General features: G+C 59.4%; 22 protein-coding genes. All 22 read left to right on the top strand.

Translation table 11 applies throughout. From position 1 onward, the window contains the following. Positions 1-17 precede the first annotated feature (17 nt). Positions 18-1,298, top strand: a complete 1,281-nt coding sequence (gene rho / locus MHFGQ_RS13265) for a transcription termination factor Rho (RefSeq protein ID WP_106006288.1) — start codon at positions 18-20, stop codon at positions 1,296-1,298. A 133-nt stretch (positions 1,299-1,431) separates the two neighbouring features. After that, a complete protein-coding gene (locus MHFGQ_RS13260) occupies positions 1,432-2,313 on the top strand; it encodes a peptidoglycan DD-metalloendopeptidase family protein (RefSeq protein WP_106006287.1) in 882 nt (293 codons plus the stop codon). 103 nt (positions 2,314-2,416) lie between these two features. Next, the gene (gene rpmE / locus MHFGQ_RS13255) at positions 2,417-2,617 is read left to right on the top strand and encodes a 50S ribosomal protein L31 (protein WP_054937470.1); all 201 of its coding nucleotides are present in this window, start codon (positions 2,417-2,419) and stop codon (positions 2,615-2,617) included. A 55-nt stretch (positions 2,618-2,672) separates the two neighbouring features. Beyond that, positions 2,673-3,554 carry a DUF1385 domain-containing protein gene (locus MHFGQ_RS13250; protein ID WP_245907905.1) on the top strand — a complete coding sequence of 294 codons (882 nt, stop codon included), beginning with the start codon at positions 2,673-2,675 and terminating at the stop codon, positions 3,552-3,554. Continuing rightward, complete coding sequence (gene prfA, locus MHFGQ_RS13245) at positions 3,544-4,614, top strand: peptide chain release factor 1 (protein WP_106006285.1); 1,071 nt, start codon at positions 3,544-3,546, stop codon at positions 4,612-4,614. Before MHFGQ_RS13250 ends, prfA begins: the two co-directional genes overlap by 11 nt. 1 nt (position 4,615) lies before the next feature. Next, positions 4,616-5,473 carry a peptide chain release factor N(5)-glutamine methyltransferase gene (prmC, locus tag MHFGQ_RS13240; RefSeq protein WP_106006284.1) on the top strand — a complete coding sequence of 286 codons (858 nt, stop codon included), beginning with the start codon at positions 4,616-4,618 and terminating at the stop codon, positions 5,471-5,473. Between the two features lie 31 nt (positions 5,474-5,504). Beyond that, the gene (locus tag MHFGQ_RS13235; RefSeq protein WP_245907904.1) at positions 5,505-6,575 is read left to right on the top strand and encodes an L-threonylcarbamoyladenylate synthase; all 1,071 of its coding nucleotides are present in this window, start codon (positions 5,505-5,507) and stop codon (positions 6,573-6,575) included. 16 nt (positions 6,576-6,591) lie between these two features. Further along, complete coding sequence (locus MHFGQ_RS13230; RefSeq protein WP_106006282.1) at positions 6,592-7,173, top strand: manganese efflux pump MntP; 582 nt, start codon at positions 6,592-6,594, stop codon at positions 7,171-7,173. Between the two features lie 5 nt (positions 7,174-7,178). Beyond that, positions 7,179-7,667: a low molecular weight protein arginine phosphatase gene (locus tag MHFGQ_RS13225; protein ID WP_106006281.1), complete on the top strand. Its 489-nt coding sequence runs from the start codon at positions 7,179-7,181 to the stop codon at positions 7,665-7,667. A 70-nt stretch (positions 7,668-7,737) separates the two neighbouring features. Next, complete coding sequence (gene rpiB / locus MHFGQ_RS13220; RefSeq protein WP_170066390.1) at positions 7,738-8,214, top strand: ribose 5-phosphate isomerase B; 477 nt, start codon at positions 7,738-7,740, stop codon at positions 8,212-8,214. A gap of 1 nt (position 8,215) precedes the next feature. After that, on the top strand, positions 8,216-8,764 hold the full coding sequence (locus MHFGQ_RS13215; RefSeq protein WP_106006279.1) for a TIGR01440 family protein: 549 nt from the start codon (positions 8,216-8,218) through the stop codon (positions 8,762-8,764). Between the two features lie 59 nt (positions 8,765-8,823). After that, positions 8,824-10,074: a serine hydroxymethyltransferase gene (glyA, locus tag MHFGQ_RS13210; RefSeq protein ID WP_106006278.1), complete on the top strand. Its 1,251-nt coding sequence runs from the start codon at positions 8,824-8,826 to the stop codon at positions 10,072-10,074. 140 nt (positions 10,075-10,214) lie between these two features. Continuing rightward, the gene (locus MHFGQ_RS13205; RefSeq protein WP_106006277.1) at positions 10,215-10,628 is read left to right on the top strand and encodes a deoxycytidylate deaminase; all 414 of its coding nucleotides are present in this window, start codon (positions 10,215-10,217) and stop codon (positions 10,626-10,628) included. Between the two features lie 32 nt (positions 10,629-10,660). After that, positions 10,661-10,975, top strand: a complete 315-nt coding sequence (locus MHFGQ_RS13200; protein ID WP_106006276.1) for a MazG-like family protein — start codon at positions 10,661-10,663, stop codon at positions 10,973-10,975. 19 nt (positions 10,976-10,994) lie between these two features. Further along, on the top strand, positions 10,995-12,152 hold the full coding sequence (gene wecB, locus MHFGQ_RS13195; protein WP_106006275.1) for a non-hydrolyzing UDP-N-acetylglucosamine 2-epimerase: 1,158 nt from the start codon (positions 10,995-10,997) through the stop codon (positions 12,150-12,152). A 98-nt stretch (positions 12,153-12,250) separates the two neighbouring features. Next, on the top strand, positions 12,251-12,520 hold the full coding sequence (locus MHFGQ_RS13190; RefSeq protein WP_106006274.1) for an AtpZ/AtpI family protein: 270 nt from the start codon (positions 12,251-12,253) through the stop codon (positions 12,518-12,520). After that, positions 12,507-12,866, top strand: a complete 360-nt coding sequence (locus MHFGQ_RS13185; RefSeq protein ID WP_170066389.1) for a hypothetical protein — start codon at positions 12,507-12,509, stop codon at positions 12,864-12,866. The genes MHFGQ_RS13190 and MHFGQ_RS13185 overlap by 14 nt, the downstream gene beginning before the upstream one ends. Continuing rightward, positions 12,866-13,549 (top strand): F0F1 ATP synthase subunit A, encoded by a 684-nt coding sequence (gene atpB / locus MHFGQ_RS13180; protein ID WP_211292942.1) that lies wholly within the window; start codon positions 12,866-12,868, stop codon positions 13,547-13,549. The genes MHFGQ_RS13185 and atpB overlap by 1 nt, the downstream gene beginning before the upstream one ends. An 88-nt stretch (positions 13,550-13,637) precedes the next feature. Next, positions 13,638-13,862, top strand: a complete 225-nt coding sequence (atpE, locus tag MHFGQ_RS13175; protein ID WP_106006272.1) for an ATP synthase F0 subunit C — start codon at positions 13,638-13,640, stop codon at positions 13,860-13,862. Between the two features lie 82 nt (positions 13,863-13,944). Next, positions 13,945-14,451 carry a F0F1 ATP synthase subunit B gene (gene atpF / locus MHFGQ_RS13170; RefSeq protein ID WP_106006271.1) on the top strand — a complete coding sequence of 169 codons (507 nt, stop codon included), beginning with the start codon at positions 13,945-13,947 and terminating at the stop codon, positions 14,449-14,451. Then, a complete protein-coding gene (atpH, locus tag MHFGQ_RS13165) occupies positions 14,448-14,984 on the top strand; it encodes an ATP synthase F1 subunit delta (protein WP_106006270.1) in 537 nt (178 codons plus the stop codon). The genes atpF and atpH overlap by 4 nt, the downstream gene beginning before the upstream one ends. Before the next feature lie 269 nt (positions 14,985-15,253). Beyond that, complete coding sequence (atpA, locus tag MHFGQ_RS13160; protein WP_106006269.1) at positions 15,254-16,777, top strand: F0F1 ATP synthase subunit alpha; 1,524 nt, start codon at positions 15,254-15,256, stop codon at positions 16,775-16,777. Positions 16,778-16,780 lie beyond the last annotated feature (3 nt).

Genomic DNA, 16,780 nt, shown 5'->3' with positions numbered 1-16,780 from the left:
ATGGAGGTTATATACATTTGAATACGGCCGAATTAGAAAGCAAGACCATGGTTGAGCTTTACCGGATAGCCCGGGAGCTCAATATAAGCGGTTATTACCGCTTACGCAAGAAGGAACTGGTCTTTGAAATCGCCAAGGCCCTGGCCCAGAAGGAACAGCAGGAACAGGAAAAGGAAGAGCAGCTTCAGGCCCAGGGCATTCTGGAAATCCTGCCCGACGGTTACGGGTTTTTACGCCCCTTCGGCTACATACCCAGCGGCGACGATATCTATATATCCCCTTCCCAGATCCGCCGCTTTGACCTGCGTACCGGTGACAAAGTAGCCGGTTTGGTCCGCCCGCCCAAGGATAACGAGCGCTTTTTTGCCCTGCTGCGGGTGGAAAAGGTCAACGGAGAAAACCCGGAAACCTCACCGGAACGCCTCCATTTTGACGCCTTAACGCCTATTTACCCCTACGAACGTTATACCCTGGAAACCGACAACGGCGACCCTTCCACCCGCATTATCGACTTGATTGCCCCCCTGGGCAAAGGCCAGCGCGCCCTGATCGTTTCCCCTCCCAAGGCCGGCAAAACCGTGCTGCTGAAAAAAATCGCCAATGCCATCACCACCAACTATCCCGAGGTTGAACTGATAATCCTCTTAATTGACGAAAGGCCCGAAGAAGTCACCGACATCGAGCGTTCAGTGCGCGGCGAGGTCGTCAGTTCCACCTTTGATGAGCTGCCGGAAAACCACGTCAAGGTGGCCGACATGGTCCTGGAACGGGCCAAGCGTCTGGTAGAACATAAAAAGGATGTAGTCGTCCTTCTAGACAGCATAACCCGGCTGGCCCGGGCCCATAATCTCGTCGTTCCCCCCAGCGGCCGCACCCTTTCCGGCGGTGTCGATCCGGCCGCCCTGTATAAGCCCAAGCGCTTTTTCGGCGCTGCCCGCAAAGTGGAAGAGGGGGGGAGCCTCACCATTGTAGCCACGGCTTTGATCGAAACCGGCAGCCGCATGGATGATGTAATCTTTGAAGAATTCAAAGGTACGGGCAATATGGAACTGATCCTGGACCGGCGGCTGGCGGAACGCCGCATTTTTCCGGCCATAGACGTCAAGCGTTCCGGGACCAGGCGGGAAGAGCTTTTGCTTAGCCCCGAGGAATTGGAACTGGTATGGCATTTCCGGCGGGTCACTAGCGGCATGGGCCCTGTGGAGGTAGCCGAGGTACTCATCGAGTCCATGAAGAAAACGAAAAGCAATAAAGACCTCCTGCGGGCCCTTCCGGCCATGTTCCCCCGGGAGCACTAACGGTTCCGGTAGATACCTCTAAACCATTCCCCGTTCTCCACGGGGTATATTTTTGTTTTTATATGGCTAAAATAAAAGTCGGATGGGAGAAGAGGAAACTAATACCATATATGAGAAGAACAGGAGTGAAAAAATGTTTTACAAAAAGGTGGCGGTATGCCTGGCCCTGGGGTCGGTCCTGTTATTTAACAGCCTTTTCGCCCTACCGGCGCAGGGGGCCGTCATCGATGATCTGCGGCAGGTGGCGGCGGCTGCGGCGCCGGAAACTTATCAGGAGCTTGCCGCGCGCTTAAACAGCTATACCCGCATCTACCGGGTGGAAGAGGGGGACACCTTCGAGGGCATCGCCCGGCGGTACCAGACGGAACCAGAACTCCTGGCGGCCATGAATTATATGGAACCCGAGGCCACCCTGGAACCGGGACAGTTCTTGGTATTGCCCTATGAAAGGGAACGGCTCTATACGGTGGCCGCCGGAGACACCCTGTGGGCCATTGCGCGGCGTTTCGGTACCAGTGTCGAAGACCTAGCCGCATCAAATGGCATTGTCGACGCTAAAAGGCTTCGGCCCGGTACGGTTCTTACCGTTCCCGCTGCGGGAAGCGTTGTAACGACAACCCGTCCGGCTTCCCGGAGCCTTAATCCGGTTTCCTTGTTCTGGCCCCTGTTCGGCTCCATTACTTCCGGCTTTGGCTGGCGGGATAATGAATTTCACCACGGCCTCGATATAGCTGGCAGGGTGGGAGATTATATTCGCGCCGCCTGGTCGGGGATAGTCACTTTTTCCGGATGGGGGAACGGCATTTACGGTAACATGGTAAAGATTGACCACGGCAACGGTCTCGAGACGGTTTACGCTCATAACTCCCGTAATCTGGTAAAAAGCGGCGAGTACGTCCGGGCGGGTGAGGTCATCGCCGAAGTAGGCGCCACGGGGAACGCCACCGGCCCCCACCTCCATTTTGAGGTTCGGGAAAAGGGCAGGGCTGTAAATCCGGAAGGCTTTTTAAAATAGAACGGCCGGTCGTGACGCCGGCCCTTTTATTTTTTTCTTTGCACCTTGTGCCCTTTCATGTTATACTGAAATGAGTTTGATTTACCCGCGGAGGTGAAAAGGCGTGAAACCGGACATCCATCCCAATTACGACAAAGCGCGGATCATCTGTGCCTGCGGCAATGTCATTGAAACACGCTCGACCAAAAAGGAGATACGGGTGGAAATTTGCTCCCAATGCCATCCCTTCTACACCGGCACCCGGCAGAGGGTAGTTGAGCGTGGCGGGCGGATTGAACGCTTCCGGCAGAAATATGGTCGCTAGCAAAAAAAGGCGGAGCCGAGGGCTCTGCTTTTTCCTATTGGCGGCGGCAAGTAACGTGCAGTACGGCGGCCAGGCCGTCATTGAAGGGGTTATGATGCGTGGTCCCCGCAAAACGGCCGTGGCCATCCGCAAGGCAAACGGCGAGATTTTGGTCCGGACCGATTTAAACGACGGCATCTTCGGCCGCCATCCCCTGTTTAAAATGCCCTTGCTCCGCGGCGTTGTAGCGCTTTTTGAATCTTTAATTTTAGGCATCCGCTATTTGACCTTCTCGGCCAACGAGGCAGTGGAGGAAGAAGGAGAAGAGTTGAGCACCAGGGACCTGGTCCTAACGGTGATCGTGGCCCTGGCGGCGGCGGTAGGAATTTTCGTCCTGTTGCCGGCCGGAGCCGCCCTTCTCCTCCACGACCATCTGTCTATATTATGGCAGAACGTGGTCGAGGGTCTTTTAAGAATGCTTCTTTTTTTAGGCTACGTGGTGGCCATCGGCCGGGTTAAAGATATAGAACGCGTTTTCCAGTATCACGGCGCCGAGCACAAAGCAATCAACGCCCTGGAGGCGGGGGCCGCTTTGCGGGTAGAAACGGTACGGCCTTATTCCACCCTTCATCCCCGTTGCGGTACTAGTTTTCTCCTGTTGGTCCTCATATTAACGATTGTTTTCTTTTCCGTGGTCGGCCGGGGCGGGATCCTTTGGCGCCTGGCCTCGCGGCTGGTATTGCTCCCGGTAATCGCCGGGTTGGCTTATGAAATGCTTAAATTTACCGGCCGTTATTTAAACGTGCCCCTGGTGCGAGCCATAGCCGCTCCCGGCCTCTGGCTGCAGAAGTTGACTACGCGGGAACCGGACGACGGTATGCTGGAGGTGGCTCTGGCCGCCCTCAAGGCGGTTATGGAAGAGCCGCCGGGGACGGAGGTGAATGCAGATGTTCGATAAATTGGAGCAAATCGAAGCAAAGTATGAAGAACTGGGAAGACTTATGGGGGATCCGGCAGTAATATCCGATCCGGAGCAGTTGCAGAAACACGCGCGGGCCCATGCCGCTCTGGAAGATATCGTGATGACCTTTCGCCGTTACCGCCGGGTGACGGCCGACCTGGAAGAAAGCCGCGATTTGCTGGAAGAAGAGAAGGACTCCGAGTTTCGTGAGTTTTTATCGGGTGAAATTAAGCGTTTGGAGGAAGAGAAGGAGGAGCTGGAACGGCGCTTGAAAATCCTCCTTCTGCCCAAAGACCCCAATGACGAAAAGAACATTATTATGGAGATCCGGGCCGGGGCCGGCGGTGACGAGGCGGCCCTCTTTGCCGGCGACCTATTCCGCATGTACCAGCGTTATGCCGAAAAGAAGCGCTGGCGTACGGAAATTATCGATGCCCATCCCACGGAGCTGGGGGGATTTAAAGAGATAATTTTTATGATTGAAGGCCAGGGGGTTTACAGCCGCTTAAAGTTTGAAAGCGGCGTTCACCGGGTGCAGCGCATACCCGCTACCGAGTCCGGCGGACGTATCCACACCTCGACGGCGACGGTGGCCGTATTGCCGGAGGCCGAAGAGGTGGACGTTGAGATTAAACCCGAGGACCTGCGGATCGATATCTTTTGTTCCAGCGGCCCCGGAGGCCAGTCGGTGAACACCACCTATTCGGCGGTGCGGATCACCCATCTGCCCACCGGCCTGGTCGTTTCCTGCCAGGACGAGAAGTCCCAGCTCAAGAACAAGGAAAAGGCGCTGAAGGTCCTGCGGGCGCGGCTTTTAGATATGGCCAGGGCCGAGCAGGAGGGAGAGCTGGCGGCGGAGCGGCGCTCCCAGGTGGGTACCGGCGACCGCAGCGAGCGCATCCGCACCTACAATTTTCCTCAGAACCGGGTGACCGACCACCGCATCGGGCTGACGGTCCACAACCTTGACGCCGTCCTGGACGGCGAACTCGACGAGATCATCGATGCCCTGGTTACCAACGATCAGGCCGAAAAGCTGAAAAACATGGAGGCTTAAGGTGGCGACGACTCTCGGGGAAGCCCTGCAGGTCGCGAGCCGGCAATTAAAAGCGGGTGGCGTGCCCCGCCCTCGCCTGGAAGCAGAGGTGCTCCTTTCCTGGGCCGGCGGGTACGGCCGGCCCGGCCTCCTGGCCCGGCTCGATGAGGCATTGGATCCAAACGTTGCCGCCAGGTTCTGGCCGGCCGTGGCACGCCGGGCAAAGGGATATCCCCTGCAGTATATAACCGGCCGCCAGGAATTCATGGCCCTGGAATTCAAAGTTACCCCGGCGGTCCTGATTCCCCGGCAGGATACGGAAGTAGTGGTGGAAGCCGTCCTGGCGCGCCTTGATAAGGTAGGGCATTATACAATAGCCGACTGCGGCACGGGAAGCGGGGCCATAGCTTTAAGCCTGGCCCATTACCTGCCCAATGCAAAAGTTTATGCCACCGAAATAAGCCCGGAAGCCCTCGAGGTGGCCCGGTACAACGCCCGTGCGCTGGGCCTTGAGGGCCGGGTTGTTTTTCTTCAAGGCGACTTTTTAACCCCCCTTAAAGGCCTCAGACTGGACGCCCTGGTGGCCAACCCGCCGTACATACCTGCTGCCGAACTGGACAGGCTTCCGCCGGAAGTAAGGGCCGAACCGCACCTGGCTCTGGACGGCGGTCCGGACGGCCTTGGGGCCTATCGCCGTCTGTTGCCGGGGGCGGTTGCAGTTTTAAAGGGCGGCGGGCTGGTGGCCCTGGAGATAGGCCACAACCAGGGCCGGTCCGTTTTAGAGCTGGCGGCGGCCACCGGTGCCTACCGGGATATGACGATTTTGCCCGATTATGCCGGGCGCGATCGTTGTTTCCTGGCCTATCGCCGGGAAGAATAATAAATGCCATTTGCACATAGAGGTGAAATGGGTGGTAGCAGGTAAGCGGACAAAATACTTGAAAATCGATCCCCGGGTACCGGAACTGCATAAAATTCGCCTGGCGGCGCGGATATTAAACCGCGGCGGCGTGGTGGCCTTTCCCACGGAAACGGTCTACGGCCTGGGGGCCAACGCCCTGGACGCCAGGGCCGTGCGCCGCATATTTCGCGCCAAGGGAAGGCCGAGCGACAATCCGTTGATCGTCCACATCGCCAGCTTCCGGGACGTTCAAGATCTGGTGGCTTACCTGCCGCCGCGGGCGACGCTGCTCATGCAGCGTTTCTGGCCCGGGCCCCTTACCCTGGTGCTGCCGCGCAGTGAGGTTATTCCGGACGTCGTTACCGCCGGACTGGATACGGTCGGTATCCGCATGCCGGCCCATCCGGTAGCCCAGGCCCTCATCCGTGCCGCCCGCCTGCCCATAGCCGCGCCCAGTGCCAATATTTCCGGCCGGCCCAGCCCGACCACGGGGCTTCACGTCCTTAAAGACCTGCGGGGCAAGATTGATGCCGTCGTCGACGGCGGCCCGGCCACCGTAGGCGTGGAATCTACGGTTCTGGATCTGACTGCTCCGGTGCCAACGATACTGCGGCCCGGAGGCGTTACTTATGAGGAACTTGCCTCGGTTCTGGGTGAAGTGGCCATTGACCCGGCAGCCCTGGGTGAGCAGGCGGAACAGCCGCGGGCCCCGGGGATGAAATATAAACATTACGCCCCCCGGGGAGAGGTTTTCGTCGTCACCGGTGAGATAGAACGGGTCACGGCCAAAATTCGGGCTTTAGTGGCCGACTGGCAGCGCCTCGGGTACCGGGTGGCCGTCCTGGCCACCCAGGAAACGGCTCCGGCCTACGAGCAGGAACCCCGGCCGGACCACCTGGAAATCCTGGGCAGCCGCTCCCGGCCGGCCACCATCGCCGCCAACCTCTTTGCCGCCCTGCGCAACTGCGACCGCCATCAGGCCGACATCATCCTGGCTGAAGCCATTGCCGAAGAAGGTTTGGGCCTGGCCATAATGAACCGCCTGCGCAAGTCGGCGGCCAACCGCATTATCCATGCTTAAAGCCGGAGGTAATCCTATGGAACCTGTAGGTCTCATCCTGGTGGCCATGGCCCTGGGCACCGACGCCTTTTCCCTGGCCACGGGTTTGGCCCTGGGCGGCCTGCGCGGGCGCCAGGCGCTGCTGTTTGCCGGCACGGTAGGAATTTTTCACATTATAATGCCCCTGACCGGCCTGTATTTAGGCCTGTTGCTGGGGCGGCTTCTGGGAAAACTGGCGGCCGTCGTCGGCGCCATGATTCTGGCGGGAATGGGGGGCATGATGCTCTGGGAAGCGGCGGCCTCCCCGGGCGAGGGCGGACTGGCCGGGCAGATGCTTAAAGCAGTACCGGGACGCAGGGGGATACTTGGAGGTCTGGCGGCAATGCTCTTTATGGCCGGGAGCGTCAGTATGGACGCCCTAAGCGTCGGGTTCGGCCTCGGCGCCATCAGCGTCAATATTCCCCTGACGGTGCTGACCATGGGCATTATTGCCGGGGTTATGACGGCCCTGGGGCTCTTGACGGGGCGGCGCCTGGGCGCCTATCTCGGCGGCCGTGCCGAAATCGCCGGCGGCCTGATCCTCGTCGGCATCGGTTTAAAAATGTTGTTGGGGGTGTAGGGCTGATGCCGGGCATTCTCTTTATCTGTACCGGCAACACCTGCCGTAGCAGCATGGCGGCGGCCATTGCCCGCCGCCTGAACGAGGAGCGGGGTTTCAACATCTCCATTGCTTCGGCCGGCCTGGCGGCCCGGGAAGGCGACCCGGCGACGGCGGAAGCCGTCCAGGCCGTTGCGGAAATGGGCATCGAACTGGGGGACCACCGCGCCCGCCGGGTTACGGAAGAAATGATAGAAGATGCCGAACTGATTTTAACTATGACCAGGGCCCACAAAGAACTCCTCCTGTACCTTTACCCCGCCGCCCGGGATAAAACCTATACTTTGAAGGAGTACGTCCGCCTGGAAGGGGGCAAAAACGGGGAGGACTATGATATTCCTGATCCTATCGGGGGCCCCCTTGAAGTATACCGGGCCACGGCTTCTGTCCTCGCCGAACTCGTCGGACAGGCCTTGGAGAAATTTGTGCGGGATCAAAAAGGGACGTCTGCGTAGGAGGAATTTGCATTTATATGGCGAATTGATTAAATAGTACTTAATATATGCCGCAGGAGGTGAAGTCCAATTGCGCATAGCCCTGGGCAGCGACCACGGCGGTTTTCATCTCAAGCAGGCGATTAAAGAATATCTCGATAGCCGGGGTATTATTAATCATGATTTCGGCACCTACGACGCCGGGGCCGTAGACTATCCCGACTACGCCCGGGCGGTGGCGGAAGCCGTGGCCAGGGGTGAATACGATCGGGGCATTCTCTGCTGTGGCACGGGAATCGGCGTCTGCATCGCGGCCAACAAAGTTCCGGGCATCCGTGCCGCCCTCTGCCACGATACTTTTTCGGCCCGCGCGGCGCGGGAGCATAACGACGCCAATATCCTGACCCTAGGCGGGCGCGTCGTCGGCCCTGGTCTGGCCCTGGAAATCGTCGCCACGTGGCTGGATGCAGAATTCAGCGGCGGCCGTCACGCCCGCCGGGTGGCCAAGATCAGCGCCATAGAAGACGTCTATTCGTGCCGCAAAGGACAGGGCGGAAAGGAAGGGTAAAATGGCCGATTTAAACGCCATTACCGCCGCCGTTAAAGCGGCCGCCACGGAACTCATTACCGTTGCCGCCTTAAAACCATGCCAGATACTGGTGGTGGGCTGCAGCACCAGCGAGATCGCCGGGCGACAGATAGGAACGGCCTCTTCCCTGGAGGTTGGCCGGGCCGTCGTGGCGGGCCTCCTTGAAGCTGCTGCAGCGGCCCAGGTATATGTGGCGGCCCAGTGCTGTGAGCATTTAAACCGGGCCCTGGTTATCGAGGCCGGCGCCGCACGTCTGTATAACCTCCCGGTGGTAACCGTGGTACCGGTGCCAAAAGCCGGCGGTTCTCTGGCCACGGCGGCCTTCGCGGCCATGCACCGTCCGGTGGTCGTCACCGGAATTAAGGCCCATGCCGGCCTGGACATCGGCGCCACCCTGATCGGCATGCACCTGCAGCCGGTGGTCGTTCCCGTGCGCCTCCAGGTCAAATACGTCGGCGACGCCATTGTTACGGCGGCGCGGACGCGGCCGCCTTTGATCGGCGGAGAACGTGCCGTATACAGGCTGTAGGGACCATATTAGAACGGCGGCCGGAGAAAGCTCTCGAGCCAAGAACAGGAGGTATTTTTATGAACCTAGAGGTCGTAGCCCAGGTGGATCCTGAAATAGTGGAGGCCATAAAGGGCGAGTTGCAGCGCCAGCGCACCCATTTAGAACTCATTGCTTCGGAAAATTTTGTCAGTCCGGCGGTCATGGAAGCCTATGCTTCGGTCCTGACCAACAAGTACGCCGAGGGCTACCCGGGCCACCGTTACTACGGCGGCTGTGAGTGGGTGGACGTGGTGGAAGAGCTGGCCCGGGAGCGGGCCAAGGTCCTCTTCGGCGCCGAACATGCCAACGTCCAGCCCCATTCCGGCAGCCAGGCCAACACGGCCGTCTACCTCGCCGTCCTCAAACCGGGCGATAGGGCCTTGGGGATGAACCTGGCCCACGGCGGCCATCTCACCCACGGCAGCCCGGTAAGCATATCCGGCCGCTACTATAATTTCTCCTTTTACGGCGTCAATCCCGATACGGGGCGGATAGATTACGATGAAGTATTAAGAATCGCCCGGGAAGTAAAGCCCAGGCTTATTGTCGCCGGCGCCAGCGCCTACCCGCGGGTCATCGATTTTGCCCGCTTCAGGGAAATAGCCGATGAGGTCGGCGCCCTCCTCATGGTGGACATGGCCCACATCGCCGGACTGGTGGCCGCCGGCATCCATCCCAGCCCCATACCTTACGCCCATTTTGTTACGACGACCACCCACAAAACCATGCGCGGCCCCAGGGGAGGCATTATTTTCACTACCCGGGAATACGCCAAAGAAATCGACAAGGCCGTCTTTCCCGGCATCCAGGGCGGCCCCCTGATGCACGTCATTGCCGCCAAGGCCGTGGCCTTGAAAGAGGCTATGCAGCCGGAATTCAAGCGCTATCAGGAACGGATCGTGGCCAACGCCCGCGCTTTGGCCGAAGCCTTGTTGGGTTACGGATTTAACCTGGTGTCGGGCGGCACCGACAACCATCTGATCCTCGTCGACCTGCGCAATAAAGGCCTTACCGGTCGGGCGGCCGAAGACCTGCTCGCCCGGGTCCAGATTACCGTCAACAAAAACGCCATCCCCTTCGATCCGGAGAAGCCCAGCGTGACCAGCGGCATCCGCCTGGGTACGGCCGCCCTGACTACCAGGGGTATGGACAACGACGCCATGCGGGAGGTGGCCCGGGCCATAGATCTCGCCCTTTCCTACGGCGCCGACGAACAAAAACTTGCGACGGCTCGGGGCATCGTCGCCGAGCTCTGCCGGACCTATCCCCTTTACCCCGAACTCCCTTAAAGATGCCGCTTAAAAAAGCTAGTAGGGCGGTAAAAATTATGCTAAAATAGGCGCGGGATACGCGCGGTACAGTCCATATTTCTGGCGGGTATGACCCGCCAATATTTTAGCCGTTTAACCGCGCCTCCCGGGGGAAGACCATGCGTAAAAGCTGGGACGAATACTTTATGGACATCGCCTTCCAGGTGGCTGGCCGCAGCACCTGCAACCGCCGCGCCGTAGGCGCCGTGGTGGTCAAGGACAGGCGCATCAAAGGCACGGGCTACAACGGCGCGCCCCACGGCTTGCCCCACTGTCTGGACGCCGGCTGTCTCCTGGAAGGGGAACACTGCCAGCGGACCATCCACGCGGAAGTAAACGCCCTGCTGGAATGCTCGCCGGAAGAGCGAGCCGGGGCCACCCTGTACGTTACCGATTATCCCTGCGAGAGGTGCGCCTTGATCATCATCCAGGCCGGCATCAAGAGGGTCGTTTATGCCCGGCCCTATGCCGTCGCCCGCGACTGGCTGCGGGAGGCCGGGGTGGAGATAGTCCACCTTCCTTGTAAAAAATAAACCTCCGCGTAGACGGCGGGGAGGGGAAAATTTTGCAGCAAAAGATCATCGCCTTGCCCAAACTGGACAATTTGACGCCCACCATGGAATCTACCGCCTTAAAGCTCATGGAAGAAGCCGGGGAACTGGCCCAGGCCATCGGTAAGCTCCGGGGCTTGAGCGGGGAAGAGGTCATGATGGACCAGAAGGCCGTTCTGGCGGCCATTACCCGGGAGCTGCTGGACGTGGCCCAGACGGCGGTTTCCCTCATGTTCGTCCTGGAAGACCAGTACGGCGTCGACATCCAGCAGGCCCTGGCAGAACATATCAACAAGCTTCGCGCTAAAAAATACCTTAAAGACTGTTAAAGACCCCGGAGGAAGATCCATGCCGCCTGTAAAGGTTTTAACTGTCTTTGGCACCCGGCCCGAGGCCATCAAAATGGCGCCGGTGGTAAAAGAGCTGAATCGCTTTCCTGAAGAATTCTCCTGCCAGGTGGCGGTCACGGCCCAGCACCGCGAGATGCTGGATCAGGTCCTGCGCCTGTTCCGGATCCGGCCGGCCTACGACCTGGACATCATGCGTCCCCGTCAGTCCTTGGAAGAAATAACTACGAGAGCGTTAAACGGGTTGGCCGGGGTTTTAGAAGAATCCCGGCCGGACATCGTCCTGGTCCACGGCGACACCACCACCACCTTTGTGGCGGCCCTGGCCGCCTTTTACCGGCAGGTTCCCGTCGGCCACGTGGAAGCGGGCTTAAGGACCGGCGACCGCTACGCCCCCTTTCCGGAAGAAATGAACCGCCGCCTGGCCGGGGTGCTGGCTGACATCCACTTCGCCCCTACGGCCACCGCCCGGGACAACCTTTTGCGGGAGGGCGTGGCCGCCGAACGCATTTACGTTACCGGCAATACCGTAATCGACGCCCTGAAAGCCACCGTGCGACCTGAATATACCTTCACCGATCCCCGCCTGAAGGAATTGGATATGACACGGCTGCGCCTCGTCCTGGTCACCGCCCACCGCCGGGAAAACTGGGGCGAACCTATGCGAGAAATATTCACCGCCCTGGCAGAACTGGTGCGACGCCATAATGACATCGCCGTCGTCTTTCCCGTCCACTACAACCCCCGCGTCCGCGAACTAGCTGGGGAGATTCTGGGGGAACAAGAGCGTATCTACTTAATCGACCCCCTGGACTACGAGCCCTTCGTCAACCTTATGGCCCGTTCTTACCTGGTGCTGACGGATTCCGGCGGCCTGCAAGAAGAGGCCCCGGCCTTGGGCAAGCCCGTGCTGGTTTTGCGGGAGGTCACCGAGCGCCCGGAAGCCGTCGCCGCCGGGACGGTACGCCTGGTGGGCACCTCCTACCATGCCATCCTTGCGGCGGCCGAAGAGCTTCTGACGGACCACCGGGCATACCAGCGCATGGCCCACGCCGTAAACCCTTACGGTGACGGACAGGCCTCCCGGCGCATCCGCGGCGCCCTGCGCCACTATTTCGGCCTTTCCGTAGCAAGACCCCAGGATTTTGCACCGGTATAAAAAATAAACATTTATAAGGCAGGATTTCTCTTGTGAAAAGAGAATACATTTTACGGTACCGGGTATAAATTTATCCTGCGGGCGCATTTTAACATCAAATGACCGACAAAAAACGTCAATACTGGGACTACGCACGCTTCGCCAATCTGGCCTTTTCCTTCGGGGTCACCATGACGGCTGCCATCCTTTTAGGCCTTTACGGCGGGATGTGGCTGGACAGGCGCCTGGGCACGTCGCCCCTCTTTCTGGTGGTGGGCGTGCTTGGAGGCGTAGGTGTCGGTTTTCGCTCTATTTTAAGCGAGCTGTGGATTTTAGAAAAAGAGCCGCCGCAAAAAAACCATGGGCAGGATAAGATTGACCCGGATTGAAAAGGGCATGCTAATGCTGGCCGCCGTGGCGGCGGTGGCAGGGGTGGGCGGCGGATATTATGCCTATGCCGCCGGCGTAGGGATGGCTTTGCCAGTCTCCCTGTTGCTCCTGCGCTGGCAGGCGGCCGCCGTAGAAAATCTGGACAACCTGCCGCCGGGTAAGGCCTTTAATCGTTTCTTCGGCCGCGCCCTCGCCCGCTCTCTGCTTGCCGTAGCCGTTCTCGGGGCGGCCGCGGCGGGGGGGATCGCCTTTCTTTTTGGGGTGTTGACGGGACTGATCCTTGAGGTCCTGGTCTATATGGGCGAGGCCGTGCTCATCATCTGCCGGAAAGGAGGGATGAAGTAATGGGACTGCGGGCCTTAGGGGAAATAATGGCCCACGTGCGGCCCCATGAAGTTTTTTACCTGGGGCCGATACCGGTCTATTCCACGGTGGTTAATACGTGGATCATCATGGCCGTCCTGTTGTTGGGGGTTTTTCTGGCGACCAGGAAATTGACCTTTATCCCCCGGGGTGTCCAACACCTTTTCGAGATGCTTCTGGAATTTTTATACGGCCTTTTGGAGGAGGCCATGGGTAAGGAAGGCCGTCGTTACTTGCCCCTGGCGGCTACCCTCTTTATCTTTATTTTAAGCCTCAACCTTTCCTGGTTCATCCCCGGGATGAAACCCCCGACCATGGACCTTTCCACCACGGCGGCCTTTGCCGTCACCACCATCATCATAGTCCAGCTGATAGGCATCCGTAAAAAAGGCCTGATCGGCTACATCAAACACTTCTTTCAGCCGGTGCCCTTTCTCTTTCCCCTGAACGTACTCGAAGAACTGGTCAAACCCGTTTCCCTGTCCCTGCGTCTCTTCGGCAACATGTTCGGGGAAGAGATGGTGGTTACCATCCTCTTTATTATGCTTCCCTTTTTGCTGCCGACGCCCATTATGATCCTGGGCGTCCTTATGGGCTTGATTCAGGCCTTTGTTTTTACCCTGCTCACAGTAACCTATATAGCTAGCTTTGTCCACGGGCACTAATGGTGCTTAAAGAATAAAAAGGCGGCCGGCGGTGACGGTCGGCCTGAATGAAGAGGAAGCCATACTTAAAAGGAGGAATTGATCGAAAATGACGGCATTAGGTTTCATCGGCGTAGGACTGGCCATCGGCCTGGCGGCCCTGGGTTCGGCCCTGGGACAGGGTTATGCCTCCCGGGGAGCCATGGAAGGTATCGCGCGCCAGCCCGAAGCCAGCGGCAACATCCGCACCACGCTGCTTTTGGCCCTGGCCTTCATGGAAGCCCTGACCCTCTTTTCCTTCGTTATTGCCATCCTCATGTGGACCAAGCTGTAAAATATAGCGCAGGGCGGGTAAGGCGCGCGAACGCCTTATTCCGCCCCGCCGTTTATCGGCACAGCGAAAGGAGGGTGGCCACGTGCAGGGCATCTTTCAGGCTCTTAATTTCAACGGTTGGACATTTTTATTCCAGGTCGTCAACCTCCTGGTAGTTATGGGGGTTCTCTATATCCTCCTCTATAAACCCCTGGGCAAGATCCTGGCCGACCGCGAAGCCAAAATCGAAGGCGACTTGAAGGAAGCGGCTGCGGCCAAACAAAAGGCGGAGGAGATGCTCACCGCGTATGAACAGCAGCTCCACAACGCCCGTCGGGAGGCCCAGGAGATCCTCGAGCGGGCCAACAAGATGGCCGAGGAAACGCGGGCGGAAATTGTAGCCAGGGCCAAAGAAGAGGCCGGCCGGGCTCTGGAACAGGCCCGGGCCGAAATCGAAGGCGAAAAGAGCAAGGCCCTGGCCGCCATCCGCAGCGAGGCGGCTACTCTAGCGGTGCTGGCGGCGGGGAAGGTGCTGGGGCGCACCCTGACCCCTGACGATCAGGAACGCCTGGCCCGGGAAGCCCTGGCCGAGGTGGAACGACTGCAATGAGCGGCCAGACAATAGCCCGGCGTTACGCCCGCGCCCTTTTCGAGATAGCCCGCCAGAAAGGCGCTACGGAAGCCTTCGCCGTCGTACTGGAAGAAGTCGGTCGGGCCCTGGGGGAAAACCAGGAACTGCGCCGCGTTCTCTATCACCAGCTCATTCCCGTCCGGGAAAAACAGAAAATAATGGATTCCCTTTTCCCGGACATCGATCCAATCCTTAAAAACTTCTTGCACCTGGTCTTGGCCAAAGGCCGGGAACGTTATTTGCCGGAAATGGCCGTCCAGTTCCGCCGCCTGGTGGACCGGGAAAACAAGGTGCTGCCGGTGGAAGTTCAGGTGGCGGCGCCGCCTTCGGCGGAGCTCATTGCCGCCCTGCAGGAAAAATTGAGCCTGGTTACGGGACAGAACGTCCGCCTGCATACCAGGATAGAACCTTCCCTCCTCGGCGGGATGGTCATCCGCATAGGCGATCGCGTCCTCGACGCCAGCTTGAAGAAAAAGCTGGAACTTTTGGGCGAACACTTGAAAGGCGCGTAAGAAAGAAGTTTCTTTAATAGCGCTGTTTTAATGTTTAAAGGCTGGTGTTGTTTGGAGTGAGCGACTTGACCCGAGCGGCCAAGGGGATGCGGCGAAGCCGAAGGACGAGGGCGGGGCCGAGGACAGGAGGTCCGAGGCCGGCCTTTGAGGCAAGGATGCCGAATAGGCCGGGAACCCCGCCCGAGCCGGAGGCTGAGCCGTAGACCGCTCCGCGAGGGTCACGGAGCGAACGAAAACAACCCAGGCGCGCAAAGGGGTGAAAAACAGTCTTGAGCATCCGGCCCGATGAAATAACCAGCATTCTGAAGAACCAGATCGAGCAGTACCAGCTGGAAGTAGAAGTGGCCGACACGGGCATCATCACCCAGGTCGGCGACGGCATCGCCCGTATATATGGCCTTGAGCGGGCCATGGCCGGCGAGCTCCTGGAGTTTCCCGGCAACGTCTACGGCATGGTCCTCAATCTGGAAGAAGACAACGTCGGCGCCGTCGTCCTGGGTCCCTACACCCACATTAAAGAAGGGGACCGGGTCAAGCGTACGGGGCGCATAGTCGAAGTCCCGGTGGGCGAAGCCCTGATCGGCCGGGTAGTCAACGCCATGGGGCAGCCCATAGACGGCAAAGGGCCCATCAAGGCAGACAAATTCCGGCCGGTGGAATCGCCGGCCCCCGGCGTCGTCTACCGCCAGCCGGTGAATACTCCCCTGCAGACGGGCCTTAAAGCCGTCGATTCCATGATCCCCATCGGCCGCGGCCAGCGGGAACTAATCATCGGCGATCGCCAAACGGGCAAGACGGCCATCGCCGTGGACACCATCATCAACCAAAAAGGCCAGAACGTCATTTGCATTTACGTGGCCATCGGCCAGAAGGCCTCCACCGTAGCTGGCGTCGTGCAGCGCCTGGAGGAAGCCGGGGCCATGGAATACACCATCGTCGTTTCGGCCACGGCCAGCGAACCGGCCCCCATGCTCTACATTGCTCCCTATGCCGGCTGCGCCATGGGCGAGTATTTCATGTATGAGCAGCACCGGGACGTCCTTTGCGTCTACGACGACCTTTCCAAGCACGCCGCCGCCTACCGCGAGCTGTCCCTGCTCCTCAGACGCCCGCCGGGACGGGAAGCCTATCCGGGCGACGTCTTCTATCTGCACTCCCGCCTGCTGGAACGGGCGGCACGTTTGAGCGACGCCATGGGGGGAGGCTCCCTGACGGCCCTCCCCATTATCGAGACCCAGGCGGGGGATGTTTCGGCCTACATTCCCACTAACGTCATCTCCATCACCGATGGCCAGATCTACCTGGAGTCCGACCTTTTCTACGCCGGCCAGCGTCCGGCCGTCAACGTGGGCCTGTCGGTGTCCCGGGTAGGGGGCGCGGCCCAGATCAAGGCCATGAAACAGGTGGCCGGCCGCCTGCGCCTTGACCTGGCCCAGTACCGGGAGCTGGCGGCCTTTGCCCAGTTCGGCTCCGACCTGGATAAAACCACCCAGGCACGGCTGGCCCGCGGCGAACGTATGATGGAGATTTTAAAACAGGACCAGTACCAGCCCATGCCGGTGGAGGAGCAGGTGGCGGTTCTCTATGCCGCCGTCAACGGTTTCCTGGACGACCTGCCCTTAGAAAGGGTGCGGCCCTTTGAAAGGGAATTCCTGCGCTTCCTCCACAGCGTCCATCCCGAGGTTTTGCAGGGCATCCGGGAAAAGCGCCAGCTTGACGGCGAGCTGGAGGAAAAGTTAAAGAAGAGCATCGAAGAATTCAAGGGCAGCTTCACCGCTGCCGCCAAGGCGTAAAGG

Origin of the sequence: Moorella humiferrea (assembly GCF_039233145.1) — a bacterium.
GTDB lineage: Bacteria > Bacillota > DSM-521 > Neomoorellales > Neomoorellaceae > Neomoorella > Neomoorella humiferrea.
This window is presented reverse-complemented; position numbering and strand designations above follow the sequence as displayed.